The organism is Caballeronia terrestris (genome assembly GCF_001544515.1).
In the GTDB taxonomy this organism is placed as follows: Bacteria; Pseudomonadota; Gammaproteobacteria; order Burkholderiales; family Burkholderiaceae; genus Caballeronia; species Caballeronia terrestris.
The window spans coordinates 80589-101908 of the sequence record NZ_FCOL02000001.1 but is presented as its reverse complement, the minus strand read 5'-3'; the positions used below and the strand labels follow the sequence as shown (position 1 = coordinate 101908).

Annotated in this window: 19 protein-coding genes and 3 riboswitches; of the genes, 12 read left to right on the top strand and 7 right to left on the bottom strand. The window is 64.6% G+C overall.

Annotated elements, in window-relative coordinates:
- Nucleotides 1-11 precede the first annotated feature (11 nt).
- From AWB67_RS00470 to AWB67_RS00455, 4 genes are all read left to right on the top strand, one after another.
- The gene (locus AWB67_RS00470) at nucleotides 12-1196 is read left to right on the top strand and encodes an efflux RND transporter periplasmic adaptor subunit (protein ID WP_087654266.1); all 1185 of its coding nucleotides are present in this window, start codon (nucleotides 12-14) and stop codon (nucleotides 1194-1196) included.
- 66 nt (nucleotides 1197-1262) lie between these two features.
- Nucleotides 1263-4460 (top strand): efflux RND transporter permease subunit, encoded by a 3198-nt coding sequence (locus tag AWB67_RS00465; protein WP_087654265.1) that lies wholly within the window; start codon nucleotides 1263-1265, stop codon nucleotides 4458-4460.
- 8 nt (nucleotides 4461-4468) lie between these two features.
- Nucleotides 4469-5980, top strand: a complete 1512-nt coding sequence (locus tag AWB67_RS00460) for an efflux transporter outer membrane subunit (RefSeq protein ID WP_087654514.1) — start codon at nucleotides 4469-4471, stop codon at nucleotides 5978-5980.
- A 114-nt stretch (nucleotides 5981-6094) separates the two neighbouring features.
- Nucleotides 6095-6307 carry a hypothetical protein gene (locus AWB67_RS00455; protein ID WP_200822150.1) on the top strand — a complete coding sequence of 71 codons (213 nt, stop codon included), beginning with the start codon at nucleotides 6095-6097 and terminating at the stop codon, nucleotides 6305-6307.
- Nucleotides 6308-6323: 16 nt separating this feature from the next.
- Here the strand turns inward: AWB67_RS00455 and ppk2 are convergent, their stop codons facing one another.
- Entirely contained in the window at nucleotides 6324-7220 is an 897-nt protein-coding gene (ppk2, locus tag AWB67_RS00450) for a polyphosphate kinase 2 (RefSeq protein ID WP_087654263.1), read from the bottom strand.
- A 180-nt stretch (nucleotides 7221-7400) separates the two neighbouring features.
- Between ppk2 and AWB67_RS00445 the strand changes: the two genes are divergently transcribed.
- From AWB67_RS00445 to AWB67_RS00435, 3 genes are all read left to right on the top strand, one after another.
- Nucleotides 7401-8171, top strand: a complete 771-nt coding sequence (locus AWB67_RS00445) for a DUF1223 domain-containing protein (protein WP_235024987.1) — start codon at nucleotides 7401-7403, stop codon at nucleotides 8169-8171.
- Between the two features lie 43 nt (nucleotides 8172-8214).
- Entirely contained in the window at nucleotides 8215-9132 is a 918-nt protein-coding gene (lhpI, locus tag AWB67_RS00440) for a bifunctional Delta(1)-pyrroline-2-carboxylate/Delta(1)-piperideine-2-carboxylate reductase (RefSeq protein ID WP_087654262.1), read from the top strand.
- An 80-nt stretch (nucleotides 9133-9212) separates the two neighbouring features.
- Nucleotides 9213-9491: a hypothetical protein gene (locus tag AWB67_RS00435; protein WP_235024986.1), complete on the top strand. Its 279-nt coding sequence runs from the start codon at nucleotides 9213-9215 to the stop codon at nucleotides 9489-9491.
- 5 nt (nucleotides 9492-9496) lie between these two features.
- Here the strand turns inward: AWB67_RS00435 and AWB67_RS00430 are convergent, their stop codons facing one another.
- Nucleotides 9497-10042 (bottom strand): histidine phosphatase family protein, encoded by a 546-nt coding sequence (locus AWB67_RS00430; RefSeq protein WP_087654261.1) that lies wholly within the window; start codon nucleotides 10040-10042, stop codon nucleotides 9497-9499.
- Nucleotides 10043-10065: 23 nt separating this feature from the next.
- Nucleotides 10066-10190, top strand: a riboswitch (cobalamin riboswitch).
- Between the two features lie 39 nt (nucleotides 10191-10229).
- On the opposite strand from AWB67_RS00430, the gene AWB67_RS00425 reads away from it, so the two are divergent.
- Both AWB67_RS00425 and AWB67_RS00420 read left to right on the top strand, forming a co-directional pair.
- Nucleotides 10230-10454, top strand: a complete 225-nt coding sequence (locus AWB67_RS00425) for a CbtB domain-containing protein (RefSeq protein WP_087654260.1) — start codon at nucleotides 10230-10232, stop codon at nucleotides 10452-10454.
- 9 nt (nucleotides 10455-10463) lie between these two features.
- Nucleotides 10464-11246 carry a CbtA family protein gene (locus AWB67_RS00420; protein ID WP_087654259.1) on the top strand — a complete coding sequence of 261 codons (783 nt, stop codon included), beginning with the start codon at nucleotides 10464-10466 and terminating at the stop codon, nucleotides 11244-11246.
- Between the two features lie 34 nt (nucleotides 11247-11280).
- Here AWB67_RS00420 and AWB67_RS00415 read toward each other — a convergent pair whose 3' ends face one another.
- Genes AWB67_RS00415 through cobA form a run of 5 tightly spaced genes read right to left on the bottom strand, consistent with a single transcriptional unit; the run spans nucleotide 11281 to nucleotide 14554 of the window.
- Entirely contained in the window at nucleotides 11281-11520 is a 240-nt protein-coding gene (locus AWB67_RS00415) for a DUF1289 domain-containing protein (RefSeq protein WP_087654258.1), read from the bottom strand.
- Entirely contained in the window at nucleotides 11517-12815 is a 1299-nt protein-coding gene (locus AWB67_RS00410) for a cobyrinic acid a,c-diamide synthase CobB (protein ID WP_087654257.1), read from the bottom strand. The genes AWB67_RS00415 and AWB67_RS00410 overlap by 4 nt, the downstream gene beginning before the upstream one ends.
- A gap of 4 nt (nucleotides 12816-12819) precedes the next feature.
- Nucleotides 12820-13422, bottom strand: a complete 603-nt coding sequence (cobO, locus tag AWB67_RS00405) for a cob(I)yrinic acid a,c-diamide adenosyltransferase (protein WP_087654256.1) — start codon at nucleotides 13420-13422, stop codon at nucleotides 12820-12822.
- Nucleotides 13419-13814 carry a cobalamin biosynthesis protein gene (locus tag AWB67_RS00400; RefSeq protein ID WP_087654255.1) on the bottom strand — a complete coding sequence of 132 codons (396 nt, stop codon included), beginning with the start codon at nucleotides 13812-13814 and terminating at the stop codon, nucleotides 13419-13421. Before AWB67_RS00400 ends, cobO begins: the two co-directional genes overlap by 4 nt.
- Nucleotides 13811-14554 carry a uroporphyrinogen-III C-methyltransferase gene (gene cobA, locus AWB67_RS00395; protein ID WP_087654254.1) on the bottom strand — a complete coding sequence of 248 codons (744 nt, stop codon included), beginning with the start codon at nucleotides 14552-14554 and terminating at the stop codon, nucleotides 13811-13813. Before cobA ends, AWB67_RS00400 begins: the two co-directional genes overlap by 4 nt.
- A 138-nt stretch (nucleotides 14555-14692) precedes the next feature.
- Nucleotides 14693-14931, bottom strand: a riboswitch (cobalamin riboswitch).
- A 55-nt stretch (nucleotides 14932-14986) separates the two neighbouring features.
- A riboswitch (cobalamin riboswitch) is annotated at nucleotides 14987-15266 on the top strand.
- 122 nt (nucleotides 15267-15388) lie between these two features.
- Here cobA and cobW point away from each other — a divergent pair.
- Genes cobW through AWB67_RS00380 form a run of 3 tightly spaced genes read left to right on the top strand, consistent with a single transcriptional unit; the run spans nucleotide 15389 to nucleotide 21228 of the window.
- Nucleotides 15389-16456, top strand: coding sequence for a cobalamin biosynthesis protein CobW (gene cobW, locus AWB67_RS00390; protein WP_087654253.1), 1068 nt, complete (start codon nucleotides 15389-15391; stop codon nucleotides 16454-16456).
- Nucleotides 16457-16459: 3 nt separating this feature from the next.
- Nucleotides 16460-20227: a cobaltochelatase subunit CobN gene (gene cobN, locus AWB67_RS00385; RefSeq protein WP_087654252.1), complete on the top strand. Its 3768-nt coding sequence runs from the start codon at nucleotides 16460-16462 to the stop codon at nucleotides 20225-20227.
- A complete protein-coding gene (locus AWB67_RS00380) occupies nucleotides 20224-21228 on the top strand; it encodes a magnesium chelatase ATPase subunit I (protein WP_087654251.1) in 1005 nt (334 codons plus the stop codon). Before cobN ends, AWB67_RS00380 begins: the two co-directional genes overlap by 4 nt.
- Nucleotides 21229-21320: the final 92 nt, after the last annotated feature.

Genomic DNA, 21320 nt, shown 5'->3' with positions numbered 1-21320 from the left:
CGGAGTTCGACATGTTCTTCACTCGCAAACGCATTTACGCATCGCTTGGAGCCGCGCTCGTCGTGGCGGCAGTCGGCGGCTATACCGCATGGCGCGGTCACGGCGATGTGCCCGTGAACAGCGCCGAGGCCGCGGCCCACAGCGCGACGGCGACCGAAGTGGACGTCGCGACCGTCGTCTCGAAGACGATCACCGACTGGCAGAACTACTCGGGCCGCCTCGAAGCGGTCGACAAGGTCGATATCCGGCCGCTCGTGCCGGGGACGATCGTCGCGGTGCATTTCAAGGACGGTGCGCTCGTCAAGAAGGGCGATCCGCTCTTCACGATCGATCCGCGTCCGTACGTCGCCGAAGTCGATCGCGCGGCGGCGCAAGTGGCATCGGCGCAAGCGCGTAACGGCTATACGTCGACCGATGCGGCGCGCGCCGAGCGACTGCTCGCCGACAACGCCATCGCCAAGCGCGATTACGACGAGAAGCAGAACGCATCGCGTGAGGCGATCGCGGGCCTGAAGGCCGCGCAGGCGGCGCTCGAAACCGCGAAGATCAACCTGACCTATACGAACATCGTCGCGCCCGTGTCGGGCCGCGTGTCGCGCGCGGAGATGACGGTGGGCAACATCGTCTCGACGGGTGCGAACGCGCCGCTCCTCACGACGCTCGTCTCGGTCTCGCCGATCTACGCCTCGTTCGACATGGACGAGCAAACGTACCTGCGTTATCTGAGCCGCGATACGAAGGCCACGGTGCCGGTCTCGCTCGGCCTCGCCAACGAAGACGGCTATTCGCGCGAAGGCACGGTGGCCTCGGTCGACAACAGGATCGATACGAACTCGGGCACGATCCGCGTGCGCGCACGCTTCGACAACGCTGACGGCGCGCTCTTGCCGGGCCTCTACGCGCGCGTCAAGGTAGGCGGCGGCACGCCGCATCCGGCCGTGCTCGTCGACGACGCCGCCATCGGCACCGATCAGGACAAGAAGTACGTGATGGTCGTCGACAAGGACAACCGCGTGCAGTACCGCGAAGTCACGCTCGGCACGCAGCAGGAAGGCCTGCGCGTCATCACGAAGGGTCTTGCTCCGGGCGAGCGCATCGTCGTGAACGGCTTGCAGCGCGTGCGTCCGAACGATGTCGTGAAGGCGAACGGCGTCTCGATGGCGAACAACGCGCCCGCTCCCAAGGCGGCTTCCTAAGGGACGTCAACAGGAACGTCAAACAAGCGGCGTCACGAGCGCTGCTCTAAGGCAAAAACAACTGTCATGAACATATCCAAATTCTTCATCGACCGCCCGATCTTCGCGGGCGTGCTATCGGTGGTGGTGCTGCTCGCGGGCGTGATCGCGATGTTCAAGCTGCCGATTTCCGAGTATCCGGAAGTCGTGCCGCCGTCGGTCGTCGTGCACGCGCAGTATCCGGGCGCGAACCCGAAGGTCATCGCCGAAACCGTGGCCTCGCCGCTGGAAGAGCAGATCAACGGCGTCGAGAACATGCTCTACATGCAGTCGCAGGCGAACAGCGACGGAAACCTGAACCTCACCGTCACGTTCAAGCTCGGCACCGATCCGGACAAGGCGCAGCAGCTCGTGCAGAACCGCGTGTCGCAGGCCTTGCCGCGCCTTCCGCAGGATGTGCAGCTCCTCGGCGTCACGACGATCAAGTCGTCGCCGACGCTGACGATGGTGGTCCACCTGAACTCGCCGAACGGCCGCTACGACATGACGTATCTGCGCAACTACGCGCTGATCAACGTGAAGGACCGGCTCGAGCGGATCGGCGGCGTGGGGCAGGTGCAGCTCTGGGGCTCGGGCGATTATTCGATGCGCATCTGGCTCGATCCGCAGAAGGTCGCGCAGCGCGGGATGACGGCGACCGATGTCGTCAACGCGATCCGCGAGCAGAACGTGCAGGTCGCGGCCGGTGTGATCGGTGCGTCGCCGACGCTGCCGAACGTGCCCGTGCAACTGAACGTGAACGCGCAGGGCCGCTTGCAGAACGAGTCCGAGTTCAAGGACATCGTGCTCAAGACCTCGCCCGATGGCGCGGTCACGCGCCTGCACGACGTGGCGCGTGTCGAACTCGCGGCATCGGAATATGGCTTGCGTTCGCTGCTCGACAACAAGTCGGCGGTTGCGATCGCGATCAACCAGCAGCCGGGCGCGAACTCGCTGCAGATCTCCGACCAGGTCCGTCAGACGATGAAGGAGCTCAAGGCCGACATGCCGGCGGGCGTCGAGTACCAGATCGTCTATGACCCGACGCAGTTCGTGCGCTCCAGTATCGAGGCCGTGATCCACACGCTGCTCGAAGCGATTGCGCTCGTCGTGCTCGTCGTGATCGTGTTCCTGCAGACGTGGCGCGCGTCGATCATTCCGCTGCTCGCGGTGCCGGTGTCGATCATCGGGACCTTCTCGCTGCTGCTCGCGTTCGGCTTCTCGATCAACGCACTCTCGCTCTTCGGGATGGTGCTCGCGATCGGGATCGTGGTGGACGATGCGATTGTCGTCGTGGAGAACGTCGAGCGGAACATCGAGTCGGGGCTGTCGGCGCGTGAAGCGACCTATCAGGCGATGCGCGAAGTGAGCGGGCCGATTATCGCGATCGCGTTGACGCTGGTTGCCGTGTTCGTGCCGCTCGCGTTCATGTCGGGCTTGACGGGCCAGTTTTACAAGCAGTTCGCGATGACCATCGCCATCTCGACGGTGATTTCCGCGTTCAACTCGCTGACCCTTTCGCCCGCGCTCGCCGCGATGCTGCTCAAGGGCCACGACGAGCCGAAGGATTGGCTCACGCGTGCGATGGACCGCGTGTTCGGCGGCTTCTTCAAGCAGTTCAACAAGGTGTTTCATCGCGGCTCGGAAGCGTATGGCAAGGGCGTGACCAAGGTGATCAACCGCAAGGCGATCATGATGGGCCTTTATGCCGTGCTGCTCGGCGGCGCGGTGCTGATGGGCAAGGTCGTGCCGGGCGGCTTCGTGCCCGCGCAGGACAAGGAGTATCTGATCAGCTTCGCGCAGTTGCCCAATGGCGCCTCGCTCGATCGCACCGAGCAGGTGGTCCGCCAGATGACGGATATTGCGCGCAAGCAACCGGGCGTGGAAAGCGCGGTGGAGTTTCCAGGCTTGTCGGTGAATGGCTTCACGAATTCGTCGAGCGCGGGCATCGTGTTCGTGACATTGAAGCCGTTCCATGACCGCAAGACGAAGGAACTGTCGGCGGGAGCGATCGCGGGTGCGCTGAACCAGAAGTACGCGGCGATCAAGGGTTCGTTCATCGCCGTGTTCCCGCCGCCGCCGGTGCTCGGCCTGGGCACGCTCGGTGGCTTCAAGATGCAACTGGAGGACCGCGGCGCGCTCGGCTACGAAGCGCTCAACGACGCGACGCAGGCGTTCATCAAGCGTGCCTCGCAGACGCCGGAACTCGGCCCGACGTTCTCGAGCTATCAGATCAACGTGCCCCAATTGAACGTCGATCTGGATCGCGTGAAAGCGAAGCAGCTTGGCGTGTCCGTCACCGATGTGTTCAACACGATGCAGGTCTATCTCGGCTCGCTCTACGTGAACGACTTCAACAAGTTCGGCCGCGTGTATCAGGTTCGTGTGCAAGCGGATGCGCCGTTCCGTGCGAGCGCCGAGGACATCGGTCTGCTCAAGACGCGCAACGCGAACGGAGATATGGTGCCGCTGTCATCGCTCGTGAAGGTCACGCCGACGTATGGCCCGGAAATGGTCGTGCGCTACAACGGCTACACCGCCGCCGACATCAACGGCGGCCCGGCGCCGGGCTACTCGTCGGGTCAGGCGCAGGCCGCGGCCGAACGCATCGCCGCCGAAACGCTGCCGCGCGGGATCAAGTTCGAATGGACCGATCTCACGTATCAGCAGATTCTCGCTGGCAACGCGGCGCTGTTTATTTTCCCGATCAGCGTACTGCTCGTGTTCCTCGTGCTTGCCGCGATGTACGAAAGCCTGACGCTGCCGTTCGCGATCATCATGATCGTGCCGATGAGCATCCTGTCGGCGTTGCTCGGCGTGTGGCTCACCGACGGCGACAACAACATCTTTACGCAGATCGGCCTGATGGTGCTCGTGGGGCTCTCGGCGAAGAACGCGATCCTGATCGTGGAGTTCGCGCGTGAGCTGGAGATGCAGGGACGCTCGATCATGGAGGCCGCGATCGAGGCGAGCCGACTGCGTCTGCGCCCGATCCTGATGACGTCGATCGCTTTCATCATGGGCGTGGTGCCGCTCGTGATGTCGACGGGCGCGGGGTCGGAAATGCGCCACGCGATGGGTATCGCCGTGTTCTTCGGCATGCTCGGCGTCACGCTTTTCGGGCTGATGCTCACGCCGGTCTTCTACGTGCTGCTGCGCAAGCTCACGCACACGGAACACATCACGGACAAGCACGGCACGCATCCGCAGATGCGCGGAATCAAACCTTCGTACGAAGCGCAGTGAGGACAATGATGAACAAGTCGTTATCGAAACGATGGCTGGGGTTGTCGAGCCTCGTGGCCGCGATGCTGGTCGTCGCGGGCTGCTCGCTCGCCCCGACCTACGAGCGCGCCGATGTCAACGCGCCGGCCGCGTTCAAGGAAACGCCGGTCGAAACCATTTCTCCGGCCGAAGCCGGTACGTGGAAGACGGCACAGCCGTCCGAAGAGGTGATGCGCGGCGAATGGTGGACGATCTTCGCCGACAGTACGCTCAACGATCTCGAACGCCAGGCCGCCGACGCGAACCAGAACCTGAGAGCCGCGGCCGCGCGCGTGAAAGAAGCGCGGGCGATCAACCAGACGGCGCGCGCGGGCCTCTTCCCGACGATCGATGCGGGCTTCGGTCCGACGCGCGAGAAGCTGTCGGCGGCATCGCAGCTTCAGCCGCAGGGCACGAACGTCCCGGCGCAGACGTTGTGGCGCGCGCAGGCGAGCGTTTCCTACGAAGTGGATCTGTTCGGCCGCGTCGCATCGACCGTCGATGCCGCGAAGGCCGACACGCAGCAGAGCGAGGCGCTGTTCCGCTCGGTGCAGCTCGCGTTGCAGGCGGACGTTGCGCAGAACTACTTCAACCTGCGCGAACTCGATGCCGAGATGGATGTGTTCACGCGCACCGTGACGTTGCGTGAAGAGGCGCTTAAGCTCGTGCAGCGGCGCTTCACCGAAGGCGATATCAGCGAGCTCGACGTGGCGCGCGCGAAGTCCGAACTCGCGACCGCGCGCTCCGATGCGATGACGGTGCAGCGCCTGCGCGCGGCATCGGAGCATGGTCTGGCGGTGCTGCTCGGCAAGGCGCCCGCGCAGTTTTCGATGGCGGCGAATCCGTTGAAGCCGGTCGAGATTCGCTTGCCGCCGGGCCTGCCTTCATCCTTGCTGGAGCGCCGGCCCGACATCGCCGCGGCCGAACGCGCGATGGCGGCGGCGAACGCGCGCATCGGCGTGGCGAAGGCGGCTTTCTTCCCGTCACTCACGCTGACGGGCGCGGGCGGTTTCGAATCGGGCACGCTCGGCGACCTGTTCCAGTGGTCGAGCCGCACGTTCCTGCTCGGGCCGCTCGTCGGCACGGCGCTCTCGATGCCGATCTTCGACGGCGGCCGACGCAAGGGCAATCTCGCGAATGCGCGGGCCGTCTACGAAGAGGATGTGGCGAACTACCGGCAACAGGTGCTGGTCGCGTTCCAGGAGGTGGAGGACAACCTCTCGGACCTGCGCATCCTCGAAGGGCAGACGCAGACACAGGCGGACGCAGTGAAGTCGTCGGGGCGCGCGGCGCAGTTGTCGCGCACGCAGTACAACAAGGGCGCGGTCAATTATCTCGACGTGATCGATGCGGAGCGTACGGTGCTGCAGTCGCAGCGCGTGGCGGTGCAACTCGCGGGTACGCAGGCGGTGGCGACGGTGAACCTGATTCGCGCGCTCGGCGGCGGTTGGGGCGATGCGATGCCGACGCCTGTTGTCGAGCCGAGCCTGGCACAACGTTAAGCAGCGTCAGTTTGGCGCCATTGTTCTGAAACACGAACATATGTCTTCGTGATGCGCGTCTTTATCGGGAGGCTCCCGCTCCGTAGAATTTGAATCATGGAATGGGAGCCTGCTATGAGAGCACTAATCGAAAGACAACTTTATCAACCGGCCATCGTCTTGCCGATGCTGGTGCTGATGCGCCTGATGGTGACGCTCGATTTCAATCTGGCGCAAGTGACGCTGGTCGTGTTCGCGAAGGGATCGCAGTACGTCTTCAAGGCGGTATTCAGGCAGCGTGCGCCGCGCGCAGAATCGCGCGGTGCGTGCCGCCAATGCCACTGCTGAAGCACGCTTTAATCCTTCAATAGATCTCCGGCACGATCATGGTCTCAGGCACGGGCTGCCGCAAATAATCATCGTTGTAGACGCGCGCTGGCAGATCGATCGGGGCATGCTCGATGTCGTGATACGGCACCTGAGCGAGCAAGTGGTGGATGCAATTGAGCCGCGCGCGCTTCTTGTCCACCGCCTGCACGACCCACCACGGCGCCTCGGGAATATGCGAGCGCTGCAGCATCACTTCTTTCGCCACCGTGTATGCTTCCCAGCGTCGCCGGCTCTCCAGATCCATCGGACTCAGCTTCCACTGCTTCAGCGGATCTTCGATGCGCGCCTGAAAGCGCACTTCCTGTTCGTCGTCGGTGATCGAGAACCAGTACTTCAGGATCTGGACGCCGCTTCGTACCAGCATCTTTTCGAACTCCGGCACCGAGCGGAAAAACTCTTCGTACTCGTCGTCGCTGCAGAAATTCATCACGCGCTCGACGCCCGCGCGGTTGTACCAGCTTCGATCGAACAGCACGATCTCGCCGCCCGCCGGCAAATGCGACACGTAGCGCTGGAAGTACCACTGCGTTCGCTCGCGATTGTTCGGCGCGGGGAGCGCAGCGACGCGGCACACGCGCGGATTGAGCCGCTGCGTGATGCGCTTGATCGCGCCGCCCTTGCCGGCGGCGTCGCGGCCTTCGAAGATCACGACGAGCCGATGCCCCGTATTCACCACCCAGTCCTGCAATTTCACGAGTTCGCCCTGCAGGCGGAACAACTCGCGGAAATAGACCTTGCGCAATTCGCGCGCTTCCTCGGAGAGCGCGCTTTCGCCATCGAGCAGGCGATCGTCGACTTCCATCTCCAGTTCTTCGTCGTAACTGTCGATCAGGTCCGCTTCGAAGCGGCGCTGCCGGTCTTGCGAAATCATGGTGAGCTCCGTTGACGTTTGGGCGCACGCGGGGGTGCGGCGGTCGGCCGATTGTCCGGGTCGACGGTGTCAGGCGTGTGACATTCGCGTGACTCTGCGGCTTGCCCCAGTGCGATGATTGTAATTTCGGCTTGGCTCGCGCGACAAAGCAGTATCCCACTTTGAACGCAGGAGCATCGCATGCAGGCTTTCCTCATTCGTCTTATGGCGGGCACGCTCGCCGCCGTCACCGCGTGGCCCGCGATTGCCGGCGTCTGTACGGCGACGAGCCCGGCGCATCGCGTGGCGCTCGTCGAGCTTTATACAAGCGAGGGCTGCAGCAGTTGCCCGCCCGCCGACCGCTGGTTAAGCCAGTTCGACCGTGCGCGCAAAAGCGATGCTGCCGTGCCTATCGCGCTGCACGTCGACTACTGGGACAGCCTCGGCTGGATGGACCGCTTCGCTCAAGCGTCGTTTACGGGCAGGCAGCAGCGCCTGTCGACGCAGGGCGGGCAGCGCGTCGTCTATACGCCGGAGGTGTTCGTCGCGGGCCGCGAATGGCGCAATTGGTCGGATGGTTCGAGCGTCGATGCACGCATCAGGCAGATGAATGCCGAAGCGCCGCTTGCCGATATCCGCATCGAAACGAGCACGGCCGCCGCGGGCAAGCTCGCATTCGATGCCGCGTTCAGCGCGCGCCCGAATCTTCCCGCCGATGCCGTCGCGTACGCGGCCATTATCGAGAGCGGATTGCATAGCCAGGTGCAGGCGGGCGAGAACCAGGGCGTGCTACTCCATCACGATCGCGTGGTGCGGCGCTGGATTGGTCCTGTGCGCATCGCCGACGGCCGTGCCAGACTGGCCGGCGACTACGCGGGCGAACCAAAGACGAAGTACAGCGTGGTGGCCTTCGTCGAGAACGCGGCGACGGGCGAAGTCCTGCAGGTGGCGGAAGCGGCTTGCGGTGGTTGAGTCATCGGTAGAATGAGCCGCTGATCCATCACGCGACCACAAGATGACCGCCATCCAGAGTTTCGACGAATACGACACCGCGCGCCTCCTGCCCTACGACCGCCTCGTGGCGACGCTCGAAGCCACGATGCTCGATTACGCCGGCGGCCGCATCGTGAGCCCCGAGCGCATGGTGGTGCCGCTCGCGGACGGCGCCGTGATGCTTTCGATGCCCGCGAGCGCCGCCGATCTCGCGATGCACAAACTCGTCAACGTGTGCCCGCGCAACCGCGCGCTCGGCTTGCCGACGATCCACGGGCAGGTGACGGCCTTCGATGCCTCGACGGGCGTGCCGCAATTCATGCTCGACGGCCCGACGGTGACCGGCCGCCGCACCGCCGCCGTGACGATGCTGGGCATCAAACGCCTGATGGAGCGCGCGCCGGGCAAGGTGCTCGTCATCGGCACGGGCAAGCAGGCGCTGCACCACGTCGAGGCGCTGGCGACCCTCTATCCGGCGGCGCGCATCCTGATTCTCGGCTCGCAGCCCGCGCGCGCCGAAGCGTTTTGCGCGGCGCACCGGGCGCTGTCGGCGAATCTCGCGCCCCTTGGCAACGCCGATATCCCTGATTCGATCGACGTCGTCATCACGGCCACCACCAGCAAGACGCCCGTCTACACGCTCGCGCCGAAGCCCGGGCGGCTCGTGATCGGCGTCGGTGCGTTCACGCCGGATGCGGCGGAAATCGCGGCATCGACGATTCTCGCGAGCGATGTATTCGTCGACGATGCCGCTGGCGCGCGCCACGAAGCGGGCGATCTGATCCGGGCGGGCATTGGCTGGGACGACGTGCAGCCGCTTTCGAACGTGCTGAAGAAAACTGCGAGAATCACGCGGCCCGTTGTCTTCAAGACCGTGGGATGCGCGGCGTGGGATCTCGCGGCGTGCCGCGTGGCGCGCGACGTTTTATCGGAAGAATAGGGGCGTACGCGGATTCATTCGTCGCCTGGAATGGTCCTTGCTCGCATCGAGTTCTTTGTTGCTTCAATCCGGACTAAACAATGAACCGTCGACAAGACACGCAGTGGGCATCACCCGCAGCTCCCTGGGACGCAGCGCCCGCCGACCGGGCGACACCGCCAGCCGCCTATTTCATCTCCGTGCTTGAGCTCGCCACCGGCGAAAAGCTCGGCAACGACGAACGTCTGCGCGCCGTCGCGATGCTCGAAGCGCAGTTCGGCGCGGGCCGTCCGCGCACGCTGTCGGAGGCGGTGCGCATTTGCGCGGGCGCCATCGACTCGTCGACGCTCCAGCGCATGGCGCGTGGCGCCAAGGCATAGTTTCTTCATACGCTGGTAAGAATCGCAGGCACACGCACGCGCCATTTAGCGCCGTAACGTGTGAGCACGAGCGTCGCCAGCGGTTCGAAATCCATCGCATAGACCGATTCGAGCGGTGCATCGAGCACCCGCGCGAGCGCGACCTTGAGCGCAATCGCGTGCGTGACGATCAGGTGCGGGCCGCCGTGCGCGTATCGCTCGAGGCCCCTTACGATGCGTCCGGCCAGCGCTTCGAGGCTTTCCCCGCCATGCGGCGCGCTCGTGGGATCGGACAGCCACGCTTCGAGTCCTGCGGCGTCTTCGTCGTGCACGTCGCGAATCGAACGGCCGTGCCAGCGGCCGTAGTCGAGGTCATCGAACGAATGATCGATTTGCGCTTCGTCATCGAATAGCGCCGCCGTTTCGCGCGCGGCCCGCGCCGGACTCGTCACCACTTGCCGTTTCGCCGCCACGAGATCGACCGCCTCGATCGGGTCGTCAGACGTCGGGAACCTGCCCGTCTTCATCGCGTGCGTCGCGGCGTGGCATATCAAGGTGAGTTCGGTCTTCATGCTTTACTTTGCCGTCGATCATCTTAGAATGGCAAGCTTGCAGTGCGAGGAAGTCGGTGAAAACCCGGCACGGTCGCGCCACTGTGAGCGGATGCGCCGATCGAGGCGTGCCCGCGAGTCAGACCCCCGCTGCATCCTCCTTCGTCTTCGCTTCATCTTTGGGACGCGTCTTTCCCTGGAGAACACCATGTCCGCTTCTCATTTCGCTGCCCCAGTTTCGCCCGTAATCGATGCACCCGTACCCATTCCGGTGCGTGAAGTGCTGCCGTGGGCCATTTTTCTCGGCCTCATCCTTTTGATCGCGATCTATTTCGTCGGCGCGGAGCAGGGCGCGACCGCGATCTTCTCGGGCACCTACATCCACGAATTCGTGCACGACGGACGCCATCTGCTCGGCTTCCCCTGCCACTGAGGAAGCACGATGATTCGCAATCTATTGATACGCGGCATGCTCGCGGGACTGGTCGCGGGCCTCGTCGGCTTCGGCTTCGCGAAGACGTTCGGCGAGCCGTCGGTGGCGCGCGCGATCGCGTTCGAGGAGCAGCACGAACATTCGCACGATCATGCGCAAGCCAGCGCCGATGCGACGCAAGCTGCGCCCTCGCACGATCACGGTGACAATGAGGAAATCGTCAGCCGCGATACGCAGTCGGGGCTTGGTCTGCTGACGGGCGTCGCGGTGTTCGGCACGGCGCTGGGCGGTTTGTTCTCGCTCGTGTTCGCGTTCGCTTATGGGCGGCTCGGCCCGTTGCGTGCACGCGGGACGTCCGCGACGCTTGCGCTTTTCGGCTTTGTCAGCGTGGCCATCGTGCCGTTTCTCAAGTACCCGCCGAATCCACCGGCCGTCGGAAATCCCGAAACGATCGGGCCGCGCACCACGCTCTTCTTCAGCATGATCGCGATTTCGATCGTGGCTGCCGTGCTCGCCGTGTGGCTGCAACGGCGCCTCGACAAGCAGCACGGCGGGTGGAACGCGACGCTCATCGCAGGCGCCGCGTATGCCGTGCTGATCGCGCTCGCGCAGTTCGTGCTGCCTTCCATCGACGAAGTGCCCGCCGGGTTTCCGGCTTCACTGCTGTGGAATTTCCGGATCGCGTCGGTTGGAATTCAGGCGTTGCTGTGGACGACGCTCGGGCTGGTTTTCGGCGCGCTCGCCGCGCGTGAACTCGAACGCGCACCGATACGCCGCGTGGCGCACGCCTGAAGTATCAGCGAAGGACGCAAGACGAAGGCGGCTGCTAACCCAGCCGCCTTTTTCCTTTCCGCTCGATGAGCGCGGGAAAGAGCGCGAGCTTGCCGGCATCGTCCATCGTCTTCCATGCCTTGATCTCTGCGCGATCCCTGAAGCAGCCTTCGCAAAGGCCCGTTGTCTGGTCGAGGCGGCACACGTTCGTGCACGGCGAGCCGACCGGTTGCTGCGCCCTCGCGCGCTCGATCGTGAAGGCGAGTTCGAATATTGTCGTTGTCGTCGTGTTCATAGCGGTTCGCCGCGGAAGAGCGCAGCGGTGGCAGCCGGATTCGACGGCCAGTAAGAGTGCATATAAGTCGCGGTGATCGGTCCATGCCGATACAACACCTCGCCCTCGGCGCCCGTCGTTGCGTGCGTCGCGATGAGGTGCGGCTGAAGCGGCGTGGTCATCGACGAATAGTGGAACGTGTGACCCGTTGCCATGCCATGCGCGGTATCGATGCGCTGCATCGCAAGGCGTGCGAGGCGCTTTTGCATGGCGGCATCGCCGGGAAGGAGGCCGAGCATCGCGTGCTGCGCGCCGTCGATGGTCTGCAGCGAATCGAGCAGATACAGCATGCCGCCGCATTCGGCGACCACGGGCCTTTCGCGCCGCACATGCGTCCTGATCGATGCCGCCGTGCGCGCGTTTTGCGCAAGCGTCGCGGCGTGCAGTTCGGGATAGCCGCCGGGGAGATAAAGCGCATCGGCGCCATCGGGAACGGGTTCATTCGCGAGCGGAGAGAAGGTGCTGACGCGCGCGCCCATCGCCCGCAGCAAGTCGACGTTCGCCGGATAGACGAACGAAAACGCGGCATCGCGCGCCATTGCGATATGCACGCCTTCGAGCAGAAGCGGCGCTTCGGGCAGCGCCTGATCCTCGAACTGCACAACGGGCGGCAGATCGGCTAGCGCAGTCTTGCCGATGGCATCCGCCGCGCGATCGAGACGCGCATCGAGATCCGAGATTTCAGCCGCCTGCGTTAGACCGAGATGACGATCGGGCAGCGCGATATCGTCCGCGTTCGACAGATGCCCGCAAAAGCGCAGGCCCTCGGGAATCGCTTCGCCCAGCATCTGCGCATGCCGTGCGGAAGCCACACGATTCGCCAGTACGCCATGAAACGGCAAGCCGGGACGATAGCGTGCGAGCCCGAACGCGAGCGCGCCGAAGGTCTGCGCCATGCCGTGCGCGCCGATCACGGCGAGCACCGGCACGCCGAACGCGGTCGCGAGATCGGCGCTGCTCGGCGTGCCGTCGAAAAGGCCCATCACGCCTTCGATCAGGATCAGGTCGGCGTCGCGCGCGGCATCGGCGAGCAAGGCGCGGCAGGCGTCCACGCCCACCATCCACAGATGCAGCGAATACACCGGCGACCCCGACGCGCGTTCGAGAATCATCGGGTCGAGAAAATCCGGCCCGGTCTTGAAGACGCGCACGCGTCGCCCGAGCCGCGCGTGATGGCGCGCGAGCGCGGCGGTGACGGTGGTCTTCCCCTGATGCGAGGCCGGGGCGCTGATGAAGAGAGCGGGGCAGGCGCGCATCGGCTCAGTACTCGACGCCGCGTTGCGCCTTCACGCCCTGCTCGCGATACGGGTGCTTCACGAGCCGCATCTCGGTGACGAGATCGGCGGCTTCGATCAGCGCATCGGGCGCGTGGCGACCAGTGACGACGACATGCAGCGTAGCGGGCCGTGCGTTGAGCACGGCAAGCACTTCGTCGAGCGGGAGGTATTCGTACTTGAGCACGGCGTTGAGCTCGTCGAGCACGACCATCTGGTACTCGCCGCTCTCGATCATTCCGCGCGCCGCGTCCCAGCCCTTGCGCGCGGTCGCGATATCGGCGTCGCGGTTCTGTGTGTTCCAGGTGTAGCCGTCGCCCATCGTGATGAAGTCGCAATTGGCGATCGCCGCGAGGAAATCGCGCTCCGACGTATGCAGCGCGCCCTTGATGAACTGCACGACGCCGAGCTTCATGCCGTGTCCGAGGACCCGCACGGCCATGCCGAACGCGGCCGTCGTCTTGCCTTTGCCGTTGCCGGTGTTGACGATCAGGAGGCCCTTCTCGTGATCGGCGGCGGCCTGCTTCTTCTCGTGGCCTTCCTTGCGACGCTGCGCCATGCGCAGGTGGGAATCGGGATCGGTCTTCATGCGTGGCTCTTCGATGAGGGGAGAGTGATGCGGTCGGCGGCGATGGCGACGGTCACGCCGTCCGCAATCGTCTTCGTGACGACGAGGCGCCCGTCGTGCGAGGCGAGCAGCGCGCAGGGTTCGCATACGCCGCCGACGTCGAGATGTTTTTGAACGTGCGCGGACGCCGAAGTTTCGACGCTGGAGATTTGCGCGGCGGTGAACAGCCTAAGCGGCAGCGCGTGACGCGTGCAGAAGTCGAGCAACGCGGCTTCGCCGGCCTTGCTCTCGATGCTCGCGATCGCGCGCACATCGTCGAGCGAAAGCGCGCCGAGCGCGGCGTGCACAGCCGCTTCGATCTGCGCGACGCTCACGCCACGCCTGCATCCGATGCCGACGGTGATCGTCCTCACGCCTGGTCCCCGAGCGCCGCGACCGAGCCGATCACGACGATCGCTGGTGCCCCGAGCGACGCGGCCTTCACGGCATCGGGCAACCGTTCGAGCGGCGCGCGCAGATGCCGCTGTTCGGGACGTGTCGCGGCGGCGATGGCGGCGCTGGGCGTCTGCGGATCGAGGCCCGCGGCAAGCAACGCCGCGACGATCTCGCCAAGCCGCCGCATGCCCATATAGATGACGAGCGTCATCTTTGTCGCGACGAGCGCGCTCCAGTCGGGCTCGCGATTGCCGGTGTCGCCGCTTGCGCCGTGGCCCGTGACGAACACGACGCCCATCGCATGATCGCGATGCGTGACCGGAATGCCCACCGACGCGGGCGCCGCGATCCCCGCCGTAATGCCGCTGATCACTTCGACGTGTACGCCTTCGTCGGCGAGCGCCTGCACTTCCTCGCCGCCGCGCCCGAACACGAACGGATCGCCGCCCTTCAGGCGCGCGACGCGGCGTCCCGCATGGACGTGCGTGAGCATCAGCTCGAAGATGACTGCCTGCGGCGTCGACGGCTGTCCACCGCGCTTGCCGACGTACGTGATGAGCGCGTCGTCGCGTGCGAACTTGAGGACGTCGGGATTGACGAGATCGTCGACGAGCACGACGTCCGCTTCCGAGAGCGCGCGCACGGCCTTGAGCGTCATCAGCTCGACGTCGCCGGGGCCGGCGCCGATCAGGTGGACGCTGCCTGGGCGTGCGGTCATGCCGCTGCTCCGCGAGGCTGCAAGCGATGGAAATCGATAGCTGGATTCATGTGATGCGGGTTGAAATCAATACGACGCCGCACATCCGTCCCTCGCGGATGCGGCGTTTCGGCGAGCCGCGCCGCTAAGAAGCACGCGTTTTCGCCACTTGCGCCGGCCGGTATCCGGGCTTGCGACCTCATGCCGTTCGCCTTCCCGCGCATGCTGCCGCGCAGTGGCCGTGAAAGGAATGCGCGGCGCTCCAAGCTTGAGAAGCGCCGCCGGTCGCGTACCGTTGCGGGGACAGCACAGGTTGGCTCTATTTTGCTCCCTGTTTCCCGTTTGACTATGCCTGCTTCGAAGCGCACGCATGAGCACCAGACGCGGGCCAAAGATATCACAGGAATGGAGCCGCATGCCCCGCGTTTCTTGACGCTCGTGCGCTTGCAGCCTAGACTTGCTCGCAATTCTGGTGCTCGCGCGCGTGGGTCTCTCGCGCGCGGTTAAACGGGAAGCAGGAAGCGGCCGGTCCTTCACGGAGCGTCCGCCAACCTGCGCTGCCCCCGCAACGGTAAGCGAAAGCCGCGCGCTTCGATTCATGCGCGGCAAAGCCGGCTTCGGTGCATGTGCTTCATTCAGCACTTGCATGGCTCCACTGCGCAACGTGTCACGCGCGGGAAGGTGAAGCGGCGTTTTCGTCAGCCCGGATACCGGCCAGAAAAATCGGACACTATCGAACGAATCGTCGTCGCGGGGATGCGGCGCGCGATTTCTCCTCTCATCACGCTTTCCGGCTTGCGGGCATGCTGGTTCCGCACGAGTGAAAGCGCTAGCACCAGACACACGGAGCAACGGATGCAAACGCGCAAAATCCCGGTGACGGTCGTTACCGGCTTTCTCGGCAGCGGCAAAACCACGCTGTTGCGGCACATCTTGTCAAACGCGAATGGTCTGCGCATTGCGGTGATCGTCAACGAGTTCGGCGAACTCGGCATCGATGGCGAGATCCTCAAGGGCTGTGGCATCGGTTGCGAAGACGAAGCGTCGTCGGGCGAGCGCAATCTTTATGAACTTGCCAACGGTTGCCTCTGCTGCACGGTGCAGGAGGAGTTCTATCCGGTGATGGAGCAGCTTGTCGAGCGGCGCGGGCAAATCGATCACGTGCTGATAGAAACGTCCGGGCTCGCGTTGCCGAAGCCCCTCGTGCAGGCGTTCAACTGGCCGTCGATCAAGAACGCGTTCACGGTCGATGCGGTCGTCACCGTGGTCGACGGACCCGCTGCCGCGAGCGGCCAGTTCGCGGCGAGCCCGCAAGCCGTCGATGCCCAGCGTCGCGCCGATCCGAATCTGGATCATGAATCGCCGCTGCACGAATTGTTCGAGGATCAGCTTGCCTCCGCCGATCTGGTCATTCTGAACAAGACCGATCTCATCGATGAAACTCAGCGGGCGCATGTCGAAGCGCTGATTCGCGGTGAGATTCCCGCCGAGGTGAAGATCGTTCCCGCGCACATGGGCCAGCTCGATCTGCATGCGTTGCTCGGACTGGAATCGGCATCGGAGAACACGATTCATCTGCGGCAAGATCACCACGGTTCCGTCGATGCCGAAGGCCATGCCGATCATCATCACGACGACTTCGATTCGGTCGTCGTTCATGCGCAGGTCGAGTCGCGCGAGCAGATCGTCGCCGCCTTGCAAACGCTCGTTGAGAGCAACACGATTTATCGCGTGAAGGGTTTCGTCGCGTTGCCCGGCGCGCCTATGCGGCTCGTCGTGCAGGGTGTCGGACGGCGCTTCGACAGCTACTTCGATCGTCGTTGGGAAGCGAACGAGGCCAAGAGCCGCTTCGTGCTGATCGGCGAGGACCTGGATCAGGGCGCGCTGCAGCGAGCGCTTTCGAACGCGCTGGCCGGGGCGTAAGCCATGCATCTGCTGCGCACGACGCCGGGCGGTTTCGTCGATGACGCAGCGGGCGTCATGCGCATCGAGCAGACGCCCGCGCCGATCGTCGTGCTGAGTTCCGCCGATACCACGCTATCCTTGCTCGCCAGCGTTTTTCCGCGGCTGGAGGCGGGTTTTCCAGCGGTGCGGCTTGCGAACCAATCGTTTCTGCGGCAACCGGCATCGGTGGATTTCTACGTCGACGACGTGCTGCGCCACGCGCGTGTCGTGATCGTCGATCATCTCGGTGGCGAAGCTTACTGGCCCTACGGCATCGAGCGCATCGTCGCGCTGGCGAAGCGCGAGAAGCAGACGCTCGTGATGTTCTCCGGCGACCTGCAGGAGGACGTGAACCTCATCGCTAGGAGCACCGCCGATCCCGCGTTGTGCCACGAGCTATGGCGCTATCTGCGCGAAGGCGGCGCTCAAAACGCCGAGGAGTTTTTGCGTTGCATCGGACATCGCGCGTTCGGTTGGGGACGCGAGGCGCGCGCGCCGAGTGCGCTGCCGGCCGTCGCGTTGTATCACCCGGCGCGCGAAGTCGCCACCATCGAAGACTGGCAGACGCGCTGGACCGAAGGCGAGCCGGTCGTCGCAATCCTCTTTTATCGCGCGCATCTGCAATCGGGTAACACGGCCGTGTTCGACGCGCTCATCGACGCGCTCGAAGCCGAAGGCATGAACCCGTTGCCAATCGCGATGTCTTCGTTGAAGGACGCAGTGAGCCGCGAAGTCGTGCAGCAGTTGTGCGCGGATCATGGCGCATCGCTTGTGCTGAACACGACGGCCTTCGCAGCGGGCGTCATAGACGATCCCTCGCCGTTCGAGCTCGCGGGCGATGCGCCCGTGCTGCAAGTGATCCTGAGCGGCGGCAATCGTGACGATTGGCTTAAGGACAACCACGGCCTCAACTCGCGCGACGTCGCGATGCACGTGGCGCTGCCCGAAGTCGACGGCCGCATCATTACGCGCGCGATCAGCTTCAAGGGCCTCGCTTATCGATGCAAGCACACGCAAGTGGATGTCGTGCGCTATCAGCCCGATCACGAGCGCGTGCGTTTCGTCGCGGAGCTGAGCCGCCGCTGGTGCCGCCTGCGCTCGATCGGCAATGCGCAGAAACGCGTCGCGCTGATCCTGGCGAACTATCCGCTGAGTGAAGGACGCATCGGCAATGGCGTCGGTCTGGATACGCCGGCATCGGTGGTGAATATACTTTCGATGCTCGACGAAGCGGGCTATCGCGTCGGCCCCTTCCCCGCCGATGGCGACGCGCTCATGCGATTGCTGACCGAAGGCGTGACGAACGATCCGGTCGTGCGTGACATGCGTCCCGCGTTGCAAAGCCTCGCGCTCGACGACTACCTTGACGCCTTCCACAAGCTGCCGCCCAATGTGCAGCAGGAACTGAACGCGCGCTGGGGCCCGCCTGAAGCGGACCCGTCGGTGCGCCGTTGCCGCTTCATGATCGCGGGCTGGCGCAGCGGCGAAGTGTTCGTCGGCATTCAGCCAGCGCGCTCGCGCGAACGCGGCGATTACGCGAGCTACCACGATGCGGAGCTCGTGCCGCCGCATTCTTATCTCGCGTTTTACTTCTGGCTGCGGTGGCGCTTCGCCGCCGATGCGATCGTGCACGTCGGCAAGCATGGCAATCTCGAATGGCTGCCAGGCAAGAGCATGGCGCTCTCCGGTTCGTGCTGGCCGGACCTCACGCTCGGGCCCATGCCGCACTTGTATCCGTTCATCGTCAACGATCCGGGTGAGGGCAGCCAGGCGAAGCGCCGCGCACAGGCTGTGATCATCGATCATCTGATGCCGCCGCTCACGCGCGCTGAAAACTACGGGCCGTTGCAGGACTTGGAGCGGCAGGTCGACGAGTACTACGAGGCGCTGATGGTCGATCCGCGCCGCGCGAAGCTGCTGCGCAAGACGATTCTTGAAGGCATCGTCGCGCATCGACTGCATGAGGAACTGGGCGTCGATACGAATGATGACGACGCCTTGCTCACACGCGCCGACGCCTACCTTTGCGAACTGAAGGAAGCGCAGATTCGCGATGGTTTGCATACGTTCGGCGCGTCGCCGCAGGGCGTTCAGCGACGCGATACGCTGCTCGCGCTGGGCCGCTTTCCGAGTGGCGACGCACAGGGCGCGAACGCGAGCCTGCTGAGCGCGCTCGCCCGCGACCTGCAACTCGGCGATGCGTTCGATCCGCTCGATGCCGACTGGGCTGCATCGTGGACCGGCGCGCGTCCCGCCGCATTGCGCGACGTGACCGATGCCACATGGCGTCATCACGGCGACACGCGCGAACGCCTCGAACTGCTGGCGACGAAGCTGCTCGAATCACAGGACATCGACGCGCACGCGTGGCCGATCACATCGCCCGTGCTGAATCGCCTGAAAGGCGACTTGCTCGCACGGCTCGACGCGTGCGGACCGCAAGAGCTGGAGCAGCTTCGACGCGGCCTCGAAGGCCGCTTCGTGCCGCCGGGCCCGAGCGGTTCGCCATCGCGCGGGCGTCCCGACGTGTTGCCCACCGGCCGCAATTTCTACTCCGTCGACACACGCGCCTTGCCGACGCAGGCCGCATGGTCGATCGGCTTGAAGTCGGCGAATCTGCTGATCGAGCGGCATTTGCAGGATCACGGCGACTATCCGCGGGCGGTGGGTTTGTCGGTGTGGGGCACGGCCACGATGCGCACCGGCGGCGACGACATCGCGCAGGCGCTCGCGCTGATGGGCGTGCGCCCGAAGTGGGCGGCGGGCAGCCATCGCGTGACCGACTTCGAGATTTTGCCTATCACGATTTTCAATCGACCACGCATCGACGTGACGTTGCGCGTGTCGGGTTTTTTCCGCGATGCGTTCGCGAACCTCATGCATCTCTTCGATGCCGCCGTGCAGGCGATCGCCGAACTCGACGACGAACCGGAAGACTTGAACCCGATCCGCGCTCGCATCATGCGCGAGCGTGATGCGCACATCGCGCGCGGGCTCGATGCGAAGGAAGCGCGTCTGCGCGCGGGATGGCGCGTGTTCAGCACGAAGCCGGGCGCGTACGGCGCGGGCTTGCAGGAACTGATCGACGCGAAGCAATGGCAGGACGACACCGACCTCTCGCGCGCTTATCAAAGCACGGGCGGCTACGCGTACGCGCAAAGTGGCGATGGTGTCGACGCGCGCGAGACATTCGGCGCGCGGCTCGCGAGCATCGATGTCGTCGTGCAGAATCAGGACAACCGTGAACACGACCTGCTCGATTCGAACGACTATCACCAATTCCAGGGTGGCATGGTCGCGGCGGTGCGGCATCTTTCCGGCGCGCAACCGCAGGCGTACAACGCCGATCACAGCAACCCGGCCGCGCCGCGTATCCGCACGTTAAACGAGGAGATTTCGCGCGTGATCCGCTCGCGCGTGGTGAACCCGAAATGGATTGACGGCGTGAAGCGCCACGGCTACAAGGGCGCGTCCGAACTCGCGGCGACGGTCGATTACCTGTTTGGCTACGATGCGACCGCGCGCGTGGTGTCGGATCACCAGTACGCGCTCGTGACTGATGCCTACGTGAACGACGCCGATACGCGCGAATTCATGCAACGCCACAACCCGCATGCGCTGCATTCGATCTGCGAGCGTCTGACCGAAGCGATGCAGCGCGGCTTGTGGCAAAACCCGGGCGATTATCAAGCGCAAATCGAGCAACATTTGCTCGATGCCGAACAGCAACTCGAAGGCCAACGAACTTGAACGACACTGCTCTTTCCCCCGTATTTCCGTTCGCCGCGCTCGTCGGGCAGGAACCGTTGCAGCAGGCGCTGCTGCTTGCGGCCGTCGATCCTGCGCTTGGTGGCGTGCTCGTCACCGGTCCGCGCGGCACGGCTAAATCGACAGCGGCGCGCGCCCTTGCCGAACTGTTGCCCGAGGGAAGGCTCGTCACGCTGCCGCTTGGCGCGAGCGAGGAGCAACTGATCGGCACGCTCGATATCGAAAGCGCGTTGCGCGACGGCGGCGTGAAGTTTTCGCCGGGGCTGATCGCGAAGGCGCATCAGGGCGTGCTCTATGTCGATGAAGTGAACTTGCTGCCGAATCCGCTCGTCGACCAGTTGCTCGATGTTGCGGCGAGCGGAGTGAATACGGTCGAGCGCGATGGCATTTCGCATCGGCATGAAGCGCGCTTCGTCCTGATCGGCACGATGAATCCGGAAGAGGGCGAGCTGCGTCCGCAATTGCTCGACCGCTTCGGGCTCGCGGTGGAACTCGGCAATTGCTTCGATGCTTCGATGCGTCAGCGGATCGTCAAGGCGCGGCTCGCGTTCGACGCCGCGCCGCACGCGTTTCGCGAGCAGCATTCGAACGCGCAGGCGGCGCTTGCGAAGCGCATCCATGAAGCGCGCGCGGCGCTGGTGAACCTCGATTTCGACGATGCCGTTCACGCGCACGTGAGCGAGCTTTGCATCGCAGCGCACGTCGATGGCTTGCGCGCCGATCTCGTGATGTTGCGTGCGGCGCGCGCGCTTGCCGCCTTCGATGGCGCGAGTGCGGTTGGTGTCGAGCATGTCGAGCAGGTGGCGGAATCGGTGCTGACGCATCGGCGGCGCGCGCACGGTGCACCGCCTCACGCAACGCACGACGCACCTCGTTCATCGCAACAGCAAGCCAACGATTCCGACTGGGGCTATCTGCCGCCCGAACCCGTCGAGACATCGACGGTCAAGAACGTGAGACCGCTTCAGCCAAAAAAATTCTGAGCCATCGGAGGCCGGATTCCAGCGCCGAAGCAGGGCGCCTTCGATGGCTCGAACCGCGAGCGCGTGGACGTTCCACTTCGAACGAAGGCTTC